Below are 15,751 nucleotides of genomic sequence, written 5' to 3'. Positions count from 1 at the left end.
CGCATTGTGCCCGCCGGACTTTTCATGCCGAAAGGTCAGGGCGATGAGGCCGCGCGGGCAATCATGCCCATGCGGGCATGGACCAGGTCGGCGAGCACGCGCAGGCGTCTCTCGTCGAAGTTGCCGCTGAGCGCGTAGGCCAGCTTGCCGTCGATCCAGTACAGGCTGCGCGTCGTGCTGCCGCCCTCGGTGCGCTGCGTCAGGCGGAAGGCGACCGGGGCTTCCGGTGATGCCGCGCCGGTGCTGACGTACAGCGTGAAGCGCTCGCCGGCGTCGTTCTCGTACATGAACTGCGCGCGGGCCAGCGCGCCGCCGACGGAGGGGTCGTCGCTCGCGGGCAGCAGGCGGCCGCCGACCAGCTTCCAGCCGTAATCGCGCAGCACCGGGGTGTACAACTGCGCGCCCAGGCGCTTGCTCAGCCATTGGACGAGGTGGTCCGCCTGGTCGGCACCGACCTCGACGGGGTGGCGCTTTTCCGGCTGGTAGACGGCGTGGGCGATGGCGGCGTCGCGGACGTATTCGGGGACGGTTGGATCGCGGCCCGCCGCACGCGCGGCGGCTTGGGCGGCGGCCTGCGCGGCGGCCTGCTGCTTGCCCTGCCACCAGCCGTGACCGCCCCAGCCGCCCGCGGCACCCGCGCCCAGGCCCAGCGCCAACAGCAGCGCGGCGGCCCAGGCGCGCGGCCAGGGGGGGGAGGGCGAGGCGACGACGGCGGCCGTGGCCGGCGGGTGCAGCGCGGCGCTCAGGCGCGAGGGCACCGGTTCGTCGAGCCAGTCGCGATGCAGCGCCTGCAGGGCTTCGCGTTGCTCGCGCCAGGCCAGTACCCGCTGTGCGGCGCGCGGCTGGCGCAGCAGCCGGTCGGCGACTTCGGCGGCGTGGGAGGGGTCGAGTTGCCCGTCCACGTAGGCGTGGAGCGTGGCGTCGTCGAGTTCGTGGTCGTCGTGCGTCATGGCGGGGCGCTCATTTCACCACTCGCAGCGGGGGCCGGGCCGGCGCGACGCCGTCCATCGACTGCCGCAGCCGCTCCCGCGCGCGGGACAGCCGCGACATCACCGTGCCCACCGGCACGTCCAGCACCTGGGCGGCGGCCTGGTAGCTGAGTTCCTCGACACAGACCAGCAGCAGGATCTCGCGCGAGGCGGCGGGCAGCGCGGCCAGCGCCCGCTCGAGGTCCAGGCGCAGGGCCACCTGCTGCTGCGGTTCATGGACCAGCGGCTGCGGCGTGTCCTCGTCGTCCAGCGAGTCGTGCAGGGCCTCGCGGGCATCGCGCCGCTGGTTCAGGTAGAGGCGATGCATCAGCGTCAGCAGCCAGTTGCGCAGCGCATCCAGGCGCGTGGGGCCGGGCTCGGCATGGAACAGCGCGCCCTTGCGGGCCGCGCGCTCGAGCGTGTCCTGGAGCAGGTCGTCCGCCCGCGCCGCGTCGCCGCACAGCAGCCGCGCGTGGCGGCGCAGGCGCGGCAGCAGCGGCAAGGCTTCGTCGAGGACGAGGGGCATGGGACGGACGGCCTGCGGTCGCGGAAACAGGGGAGCGGTTCAGGGCTTCGCCGTGTGCCAGACCTGGTTGATGCCGTCGCCGCTGCGGTCGCCGGGCTTGGCGTCCTTGACCCAGAAGTACAGCGGCTTGCCCTTGTAGGCCCACTGCTTGGAGCCGTCGTCTCGCGTGATGATGGACCAGTCGCCGCTGGCCTTGTCCTCGGCGCGGGCCATCAGCGGCGGCCAGTTGGTCGCGCAGGGCCCGTTGCAGACGCTCTTGCCGGAGCCGGCGGCGTCCTTGTCGAAGGTGTAGAGCGTCATGTCGTTGGCGCCGACCAGCGCGCCGTCCTTGGCCATCGCGGGAGCGGTCTGCGCGGTGGCGAGGCCGGCGGCGGCCATCAGCAGCGCGACGGCGGTGAGCTTGAGGGTCTTCGTCATGCGGGGTCTCCTGGGTTGGGATCAGGTGGGGGTATTGCATGAACACGGCAGGAAGGCCGGTTATTCCAACTGACTTTCGTCCTTCCGGCGAGGGATCGCCATGGTGGCGGCAGGCCATTGCGATCCGCACCGGGCGCGACGCCCGCGGGGCTGTCTCAGAAGTGCTTGGCCAGGCCGGCCTGGCGCAGGACCGCGTTGGCAAGGTGCCTCGACTTGATCTGGTGATCCACCGGGAAGCGGAGACGGCTCAGCGGGGAAAACCAGATGTCGTGATCGCCCTTGCCGCGGCGCTCGAAACAGCAACCTGCGGCGCGGAGCATCCGGACCAGCTCCGGCGTGAAGCTGGCGCCCATGGGACTCAGCGCAGGTGGATCGAGGTGCTGCTGACGCGCCGCGCCAGCACTTCCATCGACAGCTCCGGACCGTCGGGAAGATGGCCGTTCGCTTCCAGCAGTTCGGGCACGAGGACCTTCAGCTTCGCCTCGAGTGCCTCGAGCGTCTCCGCCTCGGTGGCCAACCCAGGCACGTCCTCCGACGTGGCGACCCAGACCGAGGCCTCGGGATCCCAGTCGGCTTGGATCTGCAGCGGGCGTTTCATTCGCGGATCGTACGCCACCGTCAGTTGGATCGAATGCATGGGTGAACTCCTGCGGTCAGTGGAGGAAGAGCCACATGCTAAGAATCCCTCGCGCTGGCGTCATTGACTTGGGTTTGCCGACGACGGGGGGACACGCTAGCCTGCGATCCCGGGTTCAAGTCAGCCCGCCCCGTCGTCGCGCAAGGAGACCCCCGCATGAACGATCGCGCCCAGGCGCTCGCCGCCCAACTGATCCGCAATTTCCATGAAGTCGAGCTGACCGCGTTCAAGCGGGAGCCGCTGTACGAGTCGCGCTTCGCGCGGCTGGCGCGCGGCACCGCCGCGAGCAAGCTCGGCGCGTCCTACGACATCGTCGAGCCGGGCAAGACCACCTGCCCCTACCACCTGCATCACGCGCAGGAGGAAATGTTCATCGTGCTGGAAGGCTCCGGCACGCTGCGCGTGGCCGGCGAGCGGCTGCCGATCAAGGCCGGCGACGTGATCTTCATCCCCGCCGGTCCCGAGTACCCGCACCACATCATCAACACCTCGGACGCGCCGATCAAATACCTGTCCATCAGCACGATGGAGCAGCCCGAGATCTGCGTCTATCCCGACTCCAACAAATTCATGGCCGAGGCCGGCATCGGCGGCGACCGCCCGTTCGAGGCGCTGCGCAAGGTCGGCGAGGGCGACCTCGACTACTGGCACGACGAGCCCTGAAGCGCCGCCCTGGGCCTCAGTAGGTGCGCGAGCCCTTGAACTGCGCGTGCTGGCGCCGCTGCAGCGTGGTCTGGCGGCTCATCGCGTCGAAGGACACCCGCGCATGCGCGTCCATGATCGCGATGCCCAGCGCGTCGGCCGCGTCCTTGCCCGGCTCGCCGGGCAGCGCCAGCAGCCGCGCCACCATCGCCTGCACCTGCGCCTTGGCCGCGCCGCCGTGACCGGTGATGGCCTTCTTCATCTGCACGGCGGTGTACTCCGACACATGCAGGTCGCAGGACACCAGCGCCGTCAGCGCCGCGCCGCGCGCCTGGCCCAGCAGCAGCGTCGACTGCGGGTTGACGTTGACGAAGATGATCTCCACCGCCGCGCAGGTCGGCTGGTAGCGCGACACCACCTCGCGGATGCCGTCGTAGAGGATCTTGAGCCGGCCGGGCAGGTCGCCGGTCGGCAGCGCGTTGGTCTTGATCGTGCCGCTGGCCACGTAGGCCAGGCGCGGCCCGTCCGCGTCGATCACGCCGAAGCCGGTCGTCTGCAGGCCGGGGTCGATGCCCAGGATGCGCATGGCGGATCTCCTCAGGTCGCGGCGCGGAAGTACCACCGCACCGAATGGAAGAACACCGGCGCCGCGAAGCACATGACCGCGATGCGGTCCAGCAGCCCCACCGCGCCGGTGATCGCGCTGCGGTTGCCCCAGGCATGGATGCCGGCGTCGCGCTTGAGCGCCTGCATCACGAAGACGCCGAAGCTGCCGCACCCGGCCGCGATGAAGGCCGCGATCGCCGCCTGGCCGGCCTTGAAGGGCGTGATCCAGTAAAGCAGCGCGCCGGCGACGGCGGCCGTGAACGCGCCGATCCACCAGGCCTTCATCGTGAACGAGCGGCTGATGCGGCGCGCCACCGGCCGCGCGCGGAAGCGGCTGGTCGCGACCGCCTGGGCGATCTGCCCGCAGGCCACCACCGCCACCAGGAAGAACAGCAGGAAGGCGCCGCGCCCCTGGTACTTGGGGATGTCCAGCAGCAGCAGCGCCGGCGCGTGCGACAGCCCGTAGACGCAGACCATGATGCCCCACTGGATCTTGGCGTTGCGCTCGAGGAAGCGGCCGGGATCGTCCGCCAGCGCGCTGGCCACCGGGATCGCCAGGAAGCCGTAGACCGGGATCAGCACCGAGAACAGGTCGAAGTGGCGCGTGCCCACCAGCACGTACTGCAGCGGCAGGATCACGAAGAAGGCCATGATCAGCCCGCGGTGGTCGGCGCGGCGGGTGTGCAGCAGGGTGATGAACTCGCGGAAGGCGAGGAAGGAGAACACGCCGAACAGCAGCGTTGCGCCGACCGGTCCCGACACCCAGGCGGCCCAGAACAGGCAGGCGCCGACCCACACCATGTTGAGTTCATGCCGGAACCGCGCCCAGCGCGCCTGCCAGGCTTCCTGCTCCTGCTCGGGCCGCTCGCGCAGCGACCACAGCACCGAGCCGATGCTCACCAGCAGCAGCGCGCCGAACAGCACGACGAACAGGAAGGCGACCTGCTCGCCGGTGTTCAATGACTTGAGCCACCTCATTCCTTCCACCCTCCCGGACGCAGCGCCATCACGGCGGCGCGGGCGCGTTCCAGGAACGCGCGCTTGTCCTCGCCGGGCTCGATGCGGATCGGCGCGCCGAAGGTGACGGTGCAGAGGATGGGCACCGGCACGACCTCGCCCTTGGGCATGACGCGCTGGACGTTGTCGATCCAGGTCGGGATCAGCTGCACCTCGGGGAACTGCTCGGAGAGGTGATAGAGGCCGGCCTTGAAGGCCTGCGGCGCGCCCTTGTTGGAGCGCGTGCCCTCCGGGAAGATGACCAGCGAGTCGCCGCCCTGCAGCGCGTCCACCAGCGGCTCGAGCGGATCCTCGTCCGGCGTGGCGCGGGTGCGGCTGACGTAGACGGCGTTGAACACGGCGGTGGTGAGCCAGGTCTTGAGCGCGGAGCTCGTCCAGTAGTCGCGCGCGGCGATCGGGCGGGTACGCGCGCGCAGTTCGCCGGGCAGCGAGGCCCAGATCAGCACCCAGTCGAAATGGCTCTGATGGTTGGCGAAGTAGATGCGTTGTTCCGACGTCGGCGGGCAGCCTTTCCAGTGTCCCTGGGCGCCGGTGATCAGGCGCGCCAGCCAGGACAGGAACAGGCCGGTGATTTCGGCAAGGACCATGGGGCGCGATTATCCCTGCTGGATCATCGCGGCCGCCTTCTCGGCGATCGCCACCACCGGCGCGTTGGTGTTGCCGCTGACGACGCTGGGCATGATCGACGCGTCCACCACGCGCAGCCCGTCCAGGCCGCGCACCCGCAGCCGCTCGTCCACCACCGCCAGCGCGTCAGCGCCCATGCGGCAGGTGCCCACCGGGTGATAGACGGTGTCGACGCGCGCGCGCAGCAGCGCTTCGATCGCCTGGTCGTCGTCGTTGCCAGAGCCGGAGCCGTTGCCCTTGCCGTGGTCGCCGACGTTGGCGCTCCACAGCTCGCGCCGCCACAGCGCCAGCATCGCCGGCGCGCGCATCAGGTCGCGCGTCAGCTTGTAGCCCTCGATCAGCTCGCGCACGTCCTCGGGGTGGTCGAGGAAGGCCGGATCGATGCGCGGCGCGGTCAGCGGATCGGCGCTCGCCAGCGTCAGGGCGCCGCGGCTGCGCGGACGCAGCAGGCACACGTGGCAGGACATCCCATGGCCCAGGTGCAGTCGCCGCGCATGGTCCTCCACCAGCGCCACCACCAGGTGCAGCTGCACGTTGGGCGCCGGCAGGCCGGGGCGCGTCGAGAGGAACCCGCCGCATTCGGCGAAGTTGCTGGTGACGAGGCCGCGCCGCTCGCGGCGGTAACGCCGGGCCTGCTGGAGGAAGGACCAGCCGCCGCGCAGCGACAGCCCGGCCAGTTCGAGCCGGTCCGAGGCGTAGCCGAAGACGAAGTCCGGATGGTCGTGCAGGTTGCGACCGACGCCCGGCAGGTGGTGCGCCACCGGCAGGCCCAGCGCCTGCAGCGCGGCGCCGTCGCCGATGCCCGAGCACATCAGCAGCTGCGGCGACTGCAGCGCCCCCGCGCAGACGAGCACCTCGCGCGCCGCGCGCAGCATCCGCCGCTGGCCGCCTTGCAGCACCTCCACGCCGATCGCGCGCCGGCCTTCCAGCACCAGCTTCAGCGCGCGTGCGCCGGTCTCCACGCGCAGGTTGGGCCGCTGGCCGAGGATCGGATGCAGGTAGCCGCGGGCGACGCTCCAGCGCTCGCCCTCGTGCTGCGTGACCTGGTAGACGCCCAGGCCCACCATGTCGTCGCCGTTGAAGTCCTCGCGCACCGGATGGCCGCATTCACGCGCGGCGGCTAGCCAGGCCGCGTGCACCGGGCTGTCGGTGCGCAGGTCGCCGACGCGCAGCGGGCCGTCCTGCCCGTGCCACGGCGCGCCGAAACGCGCGTTGCGCTCGGCCTTCACGAAGTACGGCAGCAGCTCGTCGTAACCCCAGCCCGGATTGCCCGCCGCCGCCCAGGCGTCGTAGTCGCTGCGATGTCCGCGCGTGTAGACCATCGCATTGATCGCCGAGGAACCGCCCAGCGCCTTGCCGCGCGGCTGGTAGCCGCGCCGCCCGTTCAGGCCGGCCTGCGGCACGGTCTCGAAGCCCCAGTTGTTGAGCTTGGCCGCGACCTGCAGCACGCCGGCGAAGGGCGTCCGCGTGATCCAGCCGTCGCCGCGGCTGCCGGCTTCCAGCAGCAGCACGCGGCAGGCGGGGTCCTCGCTGAGCCGGCTGGCCAGCACCGCGCCCGCGGAGCCGCCGCCGACGATCACGATGTCGGCGTCGACGCGGTCCGCGGCGCTCATGTGATCTTCTTCAGCAGGCCGAGCAGGCGGTCGAAGGTCCGGCCATAGGGCGGATGGAACAACCGGGTGCCGGCGAAGCGCGTCTGCAGGAAGACCGGCTTGAGCTTGCTGAAGGTGTTGAAGCCCCACACGCCGTGATACGCGCCCATGCCGCTGGCGCCGACGCCGCCAAAGGGCTGCTCCTCCTGGCCCAGGTGCCAGATGCAGTCGTTGACGGTGACGCCGCCGGCCACGGTGCGGGCCAGCACGTCCTCGCGCGCGGCCCGGTCCTCGCCGAACCAGTAGAGCGCCAGCGGGCGGTCGCCGGCGTTGACCTGCGCGATCGCCTCGGACACATGGCCGTAGGGCACGATGGGCAGCAGCGGGCCGAAGATCTCCTCGCGCATCACCGTCATGTCGGGCGTCGTGCCCAGCAGCAGCGTGGGCACGAGGCGGCGATCGGCCGGTGCCTCGTCGTGCGTCGGACGCAGCGTCGCGCCGCGGGCGCGGGCCTCGTCCAGCAGGCCGCGCAGCCGCGCATGGTGGCGCGGGCTGACGATGGCGGTGTAGTCGGGGTTGCCGTCGATGCGCGGATAGAAGCGCCGCACCGCCGCCACGATCGCGTCGGCCAGCGGCTGCACCAGCTCCTTGGGCGCCAGCACGTAGTCCGGCGCGACGCAGGTCTGGCCGGCGTTGAGCAGCTTGCCGAAGGCGATCCGCTCGGCGGCCAGCGCGAGATCGGCGCTGCGGTCGACGATCGCGGGCGACTTGCCGCCCAGCTCCAGCGTCACCGGCGTCAGGCGCTGCGCCGCGGCCTGCGCCACCAGCCGGCCCACCGGCGTCGAGCCGGTGAAGAACAGGTGATCGAAGGGCAGGTGGGTGAAGGCCTTGCCGACCTCGGCGTCGCCGGTGACGACGGTCATCTCGTCGGGCGCGAAGTGCTGGGCGACGAGCCGCGCCATCAGCTCGGAGGTCGCCGGCGTCAGCTCCGAGGGCTTGATCATCACGCGGTTGCCCGCGGCCAGCGCGGCGAGCGCCGGCGCCATCGCCAGGTAGTACGGATAGTTCCAGGGCGCGACGATGCCCACCACGCCGAGCGGCTGCGGCATCAGGCGGTTGGATGCGGGCAGGAAGTGCAGCGCGGTCGGCGCGCGACGCACGGCCATCCAGCGCTTGAGGTGCCGGATCGCGTGGCGTGCGCCGGACTCGACGGTGAAGAGGTCGGCCAGCAGGCTCTCGTGCCGCGAGCGGTGGCCGAAGTCCCGGGACATCGCCTCGGCCAGGTCCTGCGCATGCGTGGCGGTCATGCGCCGCAGCCGCTCCAGCCGGTCGCGACGCTGCGCGAGCGAGGGCAGGCGTTCACGGTCGAAGGCCGCGCGCTGCTGCTCCAGGATCAGGTGCAGGCGCTCGTGCAGGGCTTGGTCCATCGCGTGTCTCCGCCGGATGCTTGGAATGAGCCGAAGGCTATGCGCATTCGCGTGGCGGGCCAAGCGCGTCGACCCTGGGCTAGAGGGGCGCGACTAGCCGCGGCGGATCCGGTGCGTGCCGGCGCGCAAAAAGAAAAAGCCCGGCCGGAGCCGGGCTTTCAATTCGGGCCGATGAGGGCCCGGTCGGATCGCGCGAGGCGATCGCGACGATCAGAAGCGGTAGCCCACGCTCAGCGTGAAGCCGTCGGCCTTGACGTCGTCCTTCTTGTAGTAGCGCATGTAGTCCACGGCGCCGTAGAACGACTTGTCGAAGTTGTACTTCGCGCCCAGACCGTAGGCGAAGCTGCCGTCGCTGTCCGAGGCCGAGACGCCGGCTTCCGAAGCCTTGATCTTGCTGTCGGCGTAGCCCAGGCGGCCGAACACTTCGAACTGGTCGAAGGCGTACTTCGGGGTCACGAACAGGCCGACGCTGCGCGTGACCTTGTACTTCACGCCGTCGACGGTGTCGTCGGACGCGCCGAAGGCGAACATGCCTTCCAGGGCGACGTTCGGGTGCAGTTCGTAGCCGACGATCGTGCGGATCAGGCCCGGCTTGATCGACGCGCCGTCAGCCTTCAGCTTGATGAAGGTGTAGCCGACTTCGCCGTAGAACGGGTTGGCGGTCGCGGTTTGGGCTTGAGCGGCGCCGGCGGCCAGCAGGGCGGCGGCGACGATGGCGGAAATCTTGGTCATTCGAATACTTCTCTCTAAAGAAAAATCGCATCTCGGCGATGCGGGGGCGAAAGGTATCAACGCCGCACTTGGCCGGTCAATGGAAGAGGTCACGCTCCGGTAAAAAAGTGCATACGGAGTTGCAGGCCCGCGACGCAAATGAGTGGGTGCCTAGGTTCCGCATCCCCAATCAGAGTGGGTCCGCTCTGCAGAACGTACATGCATTGATGCAGTCTTAACGGCAGAGATGCGTCAGGGATGCGCCACCCGCGACGGCACCGGCGACGATGACGCGCCAAGCAAAAGGCCCGGCGCGAGGGCCGGGCCTGAAGCGGCGCGGAGTGCGCGCGGGGCGGGCAAGACCCGGCCCCGGCGCAGGCGCTCAATGGCGGAAGTGGCGCACGCCGGTGAAGACCATCGCGATGCCGCGCTCGTTGGCCGCGGCGATGACTTCGTCGTCGCGCATCGAGCCGCCCGGCTGGATCACGCAGGAGGCGCCCGCGTCGGCCAGCACGTCCAGGCCGTCGCGGAACGGGAAGAACGCATCGCTGGCCACCGCCGAGCCGGTCAGCGCCAGGCCGGCGTTCTCCGCCTTGATCGACGCGATGCGCGCCGAGTCGATGCGGCTCATCTGGCCCGCGCCCACGCCCAGCGTCATGCCGTTGCCGCAGAACACGATCGCGTTGCTCTTGACGTACTGCGCGACGGTCCACGCGAACATCAGGTCATCGAGCTGCTGCGCCGTCGGCTGCAGCGTGGTGACGACCTTCAGGTCGGCCTTGGACAGGAAGTGGTTGTCGGCGGTCTGCACCAGCAGGCCCGAGCCGACGCGCTTGACGTCCTGCGCGTTGCGGCCCTGGTCCCAGGGGCGCGCGCCGCCCGGCGGCAGCGCGATCTCGAGCAGGCGCACGTTGACCTTGCCCTTGAAGATCTCGCGCGCCTCGGCGCTGAAGGACGGCGCCATCAGCACCTCGACGAACTGCTTGGACACCAGCTCGGCCGCCGCGCGGTCCACCTCGCGGTTGAACGCGATGATGCCGCCGAAGGCGCTGGTCGGGTCGGTCTTGAAGGCCTTGGCGTAGGCGTCGGCGGCGTTCGCCGCGACCGCCACGCCGCAGGGATTGGCGTGCTTGACGATCACGCAGGCCGGCGTGTCGAAGCTCTTCACGCATTCCCAGGCGGCGTCCGCGTCGGCGATGTTGTTGTAGCTGAGCTCCTTGCCCTGCAACTGCTTGCCGGTCACCAGCGAGCCGGGCGCCGGATACAGGTCGCGGTAGAGCGCGGCGGTCTGGTGCGAGTTCTCGCCGTAGCGCAGGTCCTGCACCTTCACGAAGCTGCTGTTCATCTGCGCCGGGTACTCGGCCAGCAAGCCGTCGTCCAGGCGCGCGCTCAGGTAGTTGCTGATGGCCGCGTCGTACTGCGCGATGCGGTTGAAGGCCGCCACCGACGCGGCGAAGCGCGTCTTGTCGCTGGTCTTGCCGTGGGCCTTGAGTTCCTCGAGCACCTGCGCGTACTGCGACGCGTCGGTCAGCACCGTCACGTCCTTCCAGTTCTTGGCCGCGCTGCGGACCATGGCCGGGCCGCCGATGTCGATGTTCTCGATCGCGTCCTCCAGCGTGCAGCCGGGCTTGGCGACGGTGGACTCGAAGGGATAGAGATTCACCGCCAGGATGTCGATCGTGTCGATGCCGTGCTGCTGGATCGCGGCGACGTGCTCGGGCAGGTCGCGGCGCGCCAGCAGGCCGCCGTGGATCTTCGGATGCAGCGTCTTGACGCGGCCGTCCAGCATCTCGGGGAAGCCGGTGTGCTGGGCGACCTCGGTCACCGGCAGGCCGGCGTCGGCCAGCAGCTTGGCGGTGCCGCCGGTGGACAGCAGACGCACGTTCAGCGCATGCAGCGCCTGCGCGAATTCAACGATGCCGGTCTTGTCGGAGACCGAGATCAGGGCGGTGAGTTGGGCCATGAACATTCCTTCGATGCGGGGGGATTCGGGTGTGACCAAGCGGAACGCGGAGATCCGGCTTGGCCGGGCTCCTGCGCTCGCCCCTTGAGGGGCCGGCGGAAGCCGGTAGGGGTGGTCTTAGATCAACTTATGCTCGACGAGCTTGCGGCGCAGGGTGTTGCGGTTGATGCCCAGCCACTCGGCGGCCTTGCTCTGGTTGCCGTCGCTGTGCTGCATGACGACCTCCAGCAGCGGTTTCTCGACGAGCCGGATCAGCATCTCGTGCATCGAGTGCGGCGCCTCGCCGCCGAGGTCGCGGAAGTAGGCCTCCAGGTTTTCGCGGATGCAGGAGTCGATCGGTTTGGGCGTCATGCCGTGAGCCTTCTTTCTTGGTCTTCGTCTTGGTGTTGTCCGTCGTTCGCGGCGTCATCGGCGGCCGGCACGTAGGGCAGGCGCTCGTGGTGGGCCGCCAGCGCATCGAGCCAGTCGGTGAGCGCGCGGACCTGGTCGTCGCAGGTCTCGAGCGCGTTCATGCGGCGCCGGAAGTCTTCGCCGCCGGGCAGCGCCCGCACCGCCCAGCCGATGTGCTTGCGCGCGCTGCGCATGCCGGTGAGCTCGCCGTACAGCGCGTAGTGGTCGTGCAGGTGCTCGACCAGCCAGCGCTTGGCGTCGGCGACGCGGGGCGCCGGCAGTTCCTCGCCGGTGGCGAGGAAGTGCGCGATCTCCGCGAAGATCCAGGGCCGCCCCTGCGCCGCGCGGCCGACCATGATCGCGTCGGCGCCGGTGGCGGCCAGCACTTCGCGGGCCTTGCGCGGGGTGTCGATGTCGCCGTTGGCGACGACCGGGATGCGCAGCGCGGCCTTGACCGCGGCGATGGTGTCGTATTCGGCGTGGCCGGTGTAGCCCTGCTCGCGGGTGCGGCCGTGCACGGTCACCATCGCGATGCCGGCGGACTCCGCCGCCCGGGCCAGCGCCACCGCGTTCTTCTCGGCCTGGCACCAGCCGGTGCGCATCTTCAGCGTCACCGGCACGCCGCGCGGCACGCAGGCGGCGACCACGGCCTCCACGATCTGCAGCGCCAGCGCCTCGTCCTGCATCAGCGCCGAGCCCGCCCACTTGTTGCAGACCTTCTTGGCGGGGCAGCCCATGTTGATGTCGATGATCTGCGCGCCGCGGTCGATGTTGTAGGCGGCGGCCTCGGCCATCATGGCCGCGTCGGTGCCGGCGATCTGCACCGAGATCGGCGCCGGCTCGCCCTCATGGTTGGCGCGGCGGGAGGTCTTCAGGCTGTTCCACAGGTCCTTGCGCGAGGTCACCATCTCGCTGACCGCGTAGCCCGCGCCCAGCTTCTTGCACAGGACGCGGAAGGGCCGGTCGGTCACGCCCGCCATCGGGGCGACGAACAGACGGTTCGGCAGGACGAAGGAACCCAGCGTGAGCGTGCCGGGCAGCGGCGTGGACATCGGGAGCGGTGCGGAGGCTGCACAAAAAAGAGGCAGAAGTATACCGCTCCGGCTTCCCCTCCCGATCCCTCCGGCGGGTGGGGCCGTCAGGGCGACGGCTGCTTGCGCCAGAGCACGAAGCCCTGCTCGACCAGCCGGTTCATCACCCGTTCCTGCGACAGCTTGTAGACCGCGCGGGCGAGGCGGCCGCGCAGCTCGGGGGTGTTGCAGCGCGAGCGGTGGGACAGCGTCAGGTACAGGCCCTCGCGCGCGATCGCCGGCAGCAGCGGCTGGATCGCCGGCCCGCCGTTGCGCGCGACATAGGCCTCGGCCGGCGTGTCCTCGTAGATCAGGTAGTCGGCCCGGCCGCGCTGCAGCATCTGGATCGCCTGCTCGATGCTGGCGACCTGGCTGATCTTGAGCGACTGGCGCGCGTAGTTGTCGAACTCGACGCCGAAGCTGTTGTTGATCACCGTGACGCCCAGCTTGGGCGCGAGGTCGCTCCAGCGCTTGTACGCCACCGGTGCGGCGCTGCGGGTCCAGATCACGCTGCGCGTCTCGCGGAAGGCCGGGTGGAAGTAGTCCATGTACTCCGTGCGCGGCAGCGTGAAGAAGGCGCCCGCGATCAGGTCGATGCGGCCGGCGCGCATCTCCTCCTGCACCCGGCCCCAGGGGCCGACGTAGCGGGTCTCGACCGGGATGCCGATCTCGGCCGCGAGCCACTGCATCAGGTCGGCATTGGCGCCGACCAGCTTCTGCTCGTCGGCCGGGTCGCGCCACAGGTAGGGCGGGTACTGGGGGTTGCCCGAGGCCACCAGCAGCGGACAGCCCGGGATGGGCGGCAGCGGGTTGGCCGGACCGGGCGCCGCGCTTGCCTGTGCGGAAGCGGCCGGCGGGGCGGTCTGCGCCCGCGCGGTCGCGGCCGGGGACAGGCGGCCGTCGTGCCCCGGACCCGCGAGGGCCAGGCCGATCAGCGCGAACGACGAGACGGCAAGGCGGCGCAAGGACATGGTCTTCAGATAATCCCACGCATGGAAGCTTGGCTGCAACACATGATTCACCTGATGCTGGAGACCCTGGCTCTCCCGCAGGTGGGCCTGGGCGCGGTGTTCGTCGTGGCGCTGGTGTCGGCGACGCTCCTGCCGATGGGATCGGAACCGGTGGTGCTGCTGCTGGTGCATGCGAAGCCGGAGCTCTTCTGGCCGGCGATCCTCGTGGCCACGGTCGGCAACACCCTCGGCGGCGCGATCACCTGGTGGATGGGCTACGGCGCTGAGCGCGCCTACGAGGCGGCCGTGCATCACTCGCCGCGCGACCAGCGGGTGCTCGGCTGGCTGCGACGCTTCGGCGCGAAGACCTGCCTGATGAGCTGGCTGCCCATCGTCGGCGACCCGCTGTGCGCGCTGGCGGGCTGGCTGCGTCTGCCGTTCTGGCCCTGCGTCGGCTACATGGCGATCGGCAAGTTCGCCCGCTACCTGCTGATGACCTCGGTGGGTGTCGCGATGCTGGACTGAGCGCGGCGCCGCGCCCGGCCGGACGTGACTGGAGGGACCCTGCGCCGACGCTTGCACAATGCGGGGCACCGACAGGAGACCCCGCCATGAGCACCCCCCGCACCCCGGCCTATGACGCCTTGTGCCAGCGCCACCAGCGCATCCACCGTCTGTCCCACCTGCAGTCGATCGCGTCCTGGGACCAGTCCGCCTTCATGCCGTCGCGCGGCGCGCAGGCCCGCGCCCAGGCGCTGGCCGAGATGGACGGCTTGCTGCACCAGCTGGGCACCGACCCGGCGCTGAAGCAGCTGCTCGACGAGGCGGCGCAGGAGCCGCTGGACGATGTCCAGCGCGCCTCGCTGCGCGAGATGCGCCGCGTCTGGCGCTCGGCCAACGCGGTGCCGCAGCGGCTGGTCGAGGCGCGCTCGCTGGCCAACTCGCACTGCGAGCATCAATGGCGCCAGCAACGCCCGGCCAACGACTGGGCCGGCTACGTCGAGAACCTGCGCCCGGTGGTGCGTTACGCGCGGGAGGAGGCGCAGTACCTCGCCGACGACGCGGGCCTGAGCCGCTACGACGCGCTGCTCGACCAGTTCGAGCCGGGCATGCGCTCGGCGGAGGTGGACCGCGTCTTCGGCGACCTGCGCCAGTGGCTGCCGGGGCTGATCGGGCAGGTCATGGACCGCCAGGCGCGCGACAGCGTCATCCACCCGCAGGGGCCGTTCCCGGCGGCCGCGCAGCGGGCGCTCGGACTGGACGCGATGAAGCTGCTGGGCTTCGACTTCGAGGCCGGCCGGCTGGACGAGAGCGCCCATCCGTTCTGCGGCGGTGTGCCCGAGGACGTGCGCATGACCACGCGCTACCGCGACGACAGCTTCCTGCAGAGCCTGACCGGCACCATCCACGAGACCGGCCACGGCCGCTACGAGCAGAACCTGCCGCGCGCGTGGCTGGGGCTGCCGGTGGCCCGGGCGCGCTCGATGGGTCTGCACGAGAGCCAGAGCCTGTCCTTCGAGATGCAGCTGGCCGCGCATCCCGGCTTCGCCGGCCTGCTGCAGCCGCTGGTGGAGCGCCACCTGGGCCGTCAGCGCGGATTCGCCGCGGACAACCTGCACAAGCTGATGACGCGCGTGGCGCCGGGCTACATCCGCGTCGACGCCGATGAGGTCACCTACCCGGCCCACGTGATCCTGCGCTACGAGATCGAGCGCCCGCTGATCGAGGGCGAGATCGAGGTCGAGGACATCCCCGCGCTGTGGGACCGCAAGATGCAGGAGCTGCTGGGCCTGGACACGCGCGGCAACTACAAGGACGGCTGCATGCAGGACGTGCACTGGGGCTGCGGCCTCTTCGGCTACTTCCCCTGCTACACGCTGGGCGCGATGTACGCGGCGCAGTGGTTCGCGACGATGCGCCGCGAGCGGCCGACGCTCGACGAGGAGATCGCGCGCGGCGAGCTCGCGCCGGTCTTCGACTGGCTCAAGGACCGCATCTGGTCGCAGGGCAGCCGCTGGGAGACGCCGGAGCTGGTGCGACGCGCCAGCGGCGAGGCGCTGGCGCCGGCGCACTTCCGCCGCCACCTGGAGACGCGCTACCTGGGCTGAGGCGCCGGGCGCGCGCCATCGCGCCGCCCAAGAGAAAGGGCACCCCGTGGGGTGCCCTTGTCTCCGTGCGCGTCCGCGGTCTCTACCCCACGTCGCGCTC

18 protein-coding genes are annotated in these 15,751 nt (G+C 70.6%); 3 read left to right on the top strand and 15 right to left on the bottom strand.

Translation table 11 applies throughout. From position 1 onward, the window contains the following. Nucleotides 1–35: 35 nt before the first annotated feature. The 5 genes from FHT38_RS16855 to FHT38_RS16835 all read right to left on the bottom strand — a co-directional run bounded on the left by FHT38_RS16855 (nucleotide 36) and on the right by FHT38_RS16835 (nucleotide 2,548). The gene (locus tag FHT38_RS16855) at nucleotides 36–950 is read right to left on the bottom strand and encodes an anti-sigma factor (protein WP_183492622.1); all 915 of its coding nucleotides are present in this window, start codon (nucleotides 948–950) and stop codon (nucleotides 36–38) included. 10 nt (nucleotides 951–960) lie between these two features. Then, nucleotides 961–1,494, bottom strand: coding sequence for an RNA polymerase sigma factor (locus tag FHT38_RS16850; RefSeq protein ID WP_183492621.1), 534 nt, complete (start codon nucleotides 1,492–1,494; stop codon nucleotides 961–963). 39 nt (nucleotides 1,495–1,533) lie between these two features. Next, nucleotides 1,534–1,911, bottom strand: a complete 378-nt coding sequence (locus tag FHT38_RS16845; RefSeq protein ID WP_183492620.1) for a hypothetical protein — start codon at nucleotides 1,909–1,911, stop codon at nucleotides 1,534–1,536. Between the two features lie 155 nt (nucleotides 1,912–2,066). Then, complete coding sequence (locus FHT38_RS16840; RefSeq protein WP_091725953.1) at nucleotides 2,067–2,264, bottom strand: type II toxin-antitoxin system HicA family toxin; 198 nt, start codon at nucleotides 2,262–2,264, stop codon at nucleotides 2,067–2,069. 5 nt (nucleotides 2,265–2,269) lie between these two features. Then, nucleotides 2,270–2,548, bottom strand: coding sequence for a DUF1902 domain-containing protein (locus FHT38_RS16835; protein WP_217648438.1), 279 nt, complete (start codon nucleotides 2,546–2,548; stop codon nucleotides 2,270–2,272). Between the two features lie 156 nt (nucleotides 2,549–2,704). Between FHT38_RS16835 and FHT38_RS16830 the strand changes: the two genes are divergently transcribed. After that, nucleotides 2,705–3,211, top strand: a complete 507-nt coding sequence (locus FHT38_RS16830) for a cupin domain-containing protein (RefSeq protein ID WP_091725949.1) — start codon at nucleotides 2,705–2,707, stop codon at nucleotides 3,209–3,211. Between the two features lie 16 nt (nucleotides 3,212–3,227). Here FHT38_RS16830 and ruvC read toward each other — a convergent pair whose 3' ends face one another. The 10 genes from ruvC to FHT38_RS16780 form a co-directional block, all read right to left on the bottom strand. Then, nucleotides 3,228–3,776: a crossover junction endodeoxyribonuclease RuvC gene (ruvC, locus tag FHT38_RS16825; protein ID WP_091725944.1), complete on the bottom strand. Its 549-nt coding sequence runs from the start codon at nucleotides 3,774–3,776 to the stop codon at nucleotides 3,228–3,230. An 11-nt stretch (nucleotides 3,777–3,787) separates the two neighbouring features. Then, a complete protein-coding gene (locus FHT38_RS16820; protein WP_183481893.1) occupies nucleotides 3,788–4,774 on the bottom strand; it encodes a phosphatidate cytidylyltransferase in 987 nt (328 codons plus the stop codon). Beyond that, nucleotides 4,771–5,400, bottom strand: a complete 630-nt coding sequence (locus FHT38_RS16815) for a 1-acyl-sn-glycerol-3-phosphate acyltransferase (protein ID WP_091725938.1) — start codon at nucleotides 5,398–5,400, stop codon at nucleotides 4,771–4,773. Before FHT38_RS16815 ends, FHT38_RS16820 begins: the two co-directional genes overlap by 4 nt. A 9-nt stretch (nucleotides 5,401–5,409) precedes the next feature. Next, on the bottom strand, nucleotides 5,410–7,053 hold the full coding sequence (locus FHT38_RS16810) for a GMC family oxidoreductase (RefSeq protein WP_183492619.1): 1,644 nt from the start codon (nucleotides 7,051–7,053) through the stop codon (nucleotides 5,410–5,412). Next, complete coding sequence (locus FHT38_RS16805; protein ID WP_183492618.1) at nucleotides 7,050–8,459, bottom strand: coniferyl aldehyde dehydrogenase; 1,410 nt, start codon at nucleotides 8,457–8,459, stop codon at nucleotides 7,050–7,052. Before FHT38_RS16805 ends, FHT38_RS16810 begins: the two co-directional genes overlap by 4 nt. 210 nt (nucleotides 8,460–8,669) lie before the next feature. Beyond that, nucleotides 8,670–9,191: a porin family protein gene (locus FHT38_RS16800; protein WP_147240250.1), complete on the bottom strand. Its 522-nt coding sequence runs from the start codon at nucleotides 9,189–9,191 to the stop codon at nucleotides 8,670–8,672. 361 nt (nucleotides 9,192–9,552) lie between these two features. Continuing rightward, nucleotides 9,553–11,133: a bifunctional phosphoribosylaminoimidazolecarboxamide formyltransferase/IMP cyclohydrolase gene (gene purH / locus FHT38_RS16795; protein ID WP_183492617.1), complete on the bottom strand. Its 1,581-nt coding sequence runs from the start codon at nucleotides 11,131–11,133 to the stop codon at nucleotides 9,553–9,555. Nucleotides 11,134–11,250: 117 nt separating this feature from the next. Next, nucleotides 11,251–11,484 (bottom strand): helix-turn-helix domain-containing protein, encoded by a 234-nt coding sequence (locus FHT38_RS16790; RefSeq protein ID WP_091725921.1) that lies wholly within the window; start codon nucleotides 11,482–11,484, stop codon nucleotides 11,251–11,253. Further along, complete coding sequence (gene dusB, locus FHT38_RS16785) at nucleotides 11,481–12,575, bottom strand: tRNA dihydrouridine synthase DusB (protein ID WP_183492616.1); 1,095 nt, start codon at nucleotides 12,573–12,575, stop codon at nucleotides 11,481–11,483. The genes FHT38_RS16790 and dusB overlap by 4 nt, the downstream gene beginning before the upstream one ends. An 86-nt stretch (nucleotides 12,576–12,661) precedes the next feature. Next, nucleotides 12,662–13,564, bottom strand: a complete 903-nt coding sequence (locus FHT38_RS16780; RefSeq protein ID WP_183492615.1) for an ABC transporter substrate-binding protein — start codon at nucleotides 13,562–13,564, stop codon at nucleotides 12,662–12,664. 21 nt (nucleotides 13,565–13,585) lie between these two features. On the opposite strand from FHT38_RS16780, the gene FHT38_RS16775 reads away from it, so the two are divergent. Both FHT38_RS16775 and FHT38_RS16770 read left to right on the top strand, forming a co-directional pair. Further along, nucleotides 13,586–14,068 carry a YqaA family protein gene (locus FHT38_RS16775; protein ID WP_091725908.1) on the top strand — a complete coding sequence of 161 codons (483 nt, stop codon included), beginning with the start codon at nucleotides 13,586–13,588 and terminating at the stop codon, nucleotides 14,066–14,068. A gap of 86 nt (nucleotides 14,069–14,154) precedes the next feature. Next, entirely contained in the window at nucleotides 14,155–15,651 is a 1,497-nt protein-coding gene (locus tag FHT38_RS16770; RefSeq protein WP_183492614.1) for a carboxypeptidase M32, read from the top strand. Nucleotides 15,652–15,751: the final 100 nt, after the last annotated feature.

The sequence above is a fragment of the Mitsuaria sp. BK041 genome, assembly GCF_014193085.1.
Classification (GTDB): domain Bacteria; phylum Pseudomonadota; class Gammaproteobacteria; order Burkholderiales; family Burkholderiaceae_C; genus Roseateles.
Note: the sequence above shows the minus strand (reverse complement) of the source record. Positions and strands in the feature narration are given on the sequence as shown.

Bases quoted from the DNA above. Each gene is read 5' to 3' on its own strand.
- FHT38_RS16840 (WP_091725953.1), bottom strand. From the start codon at position 2,264: ATGGGCGCCAGCTTCACGCCGGAGCTGGTCCGGATGCTCCGCGCCGCA.
- ruvC (WP_091725944.1), bottom strand. From the start codon at position 3,776: ATGCGCATCCTGGGCATCGACCCCGGCCTGCAGACGACCGGCTTCGGC.
- FHT38_RS16850 (WP_183492621.1), bottom strand. From the start codon at position 1,494: ATGCCCCTCGTCCTCGACGAAGCCTTGCCGCTGCTGCCGCGCCTGCGC.
- FHT38_RS16780 (WP_183492615.1), bottom strand. From the start codon at position 13,564: ATGTCCTTGCGCCGCCTTGCCGTCTCGTCGTTCGCGCTGATCGGCCTG.
- FHT38_RS16855 (WP_183492622.1), bottom strand. From the start codon at position 950: ATGACGCACGACGACCACGAACTCGACGACGCCACGCTCCACGCCTAC.
- FHT38_RS16790 (WP_091725921.1), bottom strand. From the start codon at position 11,484: ATGACGCCCAAACCGATCGACTCCTGCATCCGCGAAAACCTGGAGGCC.
- FHT38_RS16800 (WP_147240250.1), bottom strand. From the start codon at position 9,191: ATGACCAAGATTTCCGCCATCGTCGCCGCCGCCCTGCTGGCCGCCGGC.
- FHT38_RS16775 (WP_091725908.1), top strand. From the start codon at position 13,586: ATGGAAGCTTGGCTGCAACACATGATTCACCTGATGCTGGAGACCCTG.
- dusB (WP_183492616.1), bottom strand. From the start codon at position 12,575: ATGTCCACGCCGCTGCCCGGCACGCTCACGCTGGGTTCCTTCGTCCTG.
- FHT38_RS16830 (WP_091725949.1), top strand. From the start codon at position 2,705: ATGAACGATCGCGCCCAGGCGCTCGCCGCCCAACTGATCCGCAATTTC.
- FHT38_RS16845 (WP_183492620.1), bottom strand. From the start codon at position 1,911: ATGACGAAGACCCTCAAGCTCACCGCCGTCGCGCTGCTGATGGCCGCC.
- FHT38_RS16805 (WP_183492618.1), bottom strand. From the start codon at position 8,459: ATGGACCAAGCCCTGCACGAGCGCCTGCACCTGATCCTGGAGCAGCAG.
- FHT38_RS16835 (WP_217648438.1), bottom strand. From the start codon at position 2,548: ATGCATTCGATCCAACTGACGGTGGCGTACGATCCGCGAATGAAACGC.
- FHT38_RS16810 (WP_183492619.1), bottom strand. From the start codon at position 7,053: ATGAGCGCCGCGGACCGCGTCGACGCCGACATCGTGATCGTCGGCGGC.
- FHT38_RS16770 (WP_183492614.1), top strand. From the start codon at position 14,155: ATGAGCACCCCCCGCACCCCGGCCTATGACGCCTTGTGCCAGCGCCAC.
- FHT38_RS16815 (WP_091725938.1), bottom strand. From the start codon at position 5,400: ATGGTCCTTGCCGAAATCACCGGCCTGTTCCTGTCCTGGCTGGCGCGC.
- FHT38_RS16820 (WP_183481893.1), bottom strand. From the start codon at position 4,774: ATGAGGTGGCTCAAGTCATTGAACACCGGCGAGCAGGTCGCCTTCCTG.
- purH (WP_183492617.1), bottom strand. From the start codon at position 11,133: ATGGCCCAACTCACCGCCCTGATCTCGGTCTCCGACAAGACCGGCATC.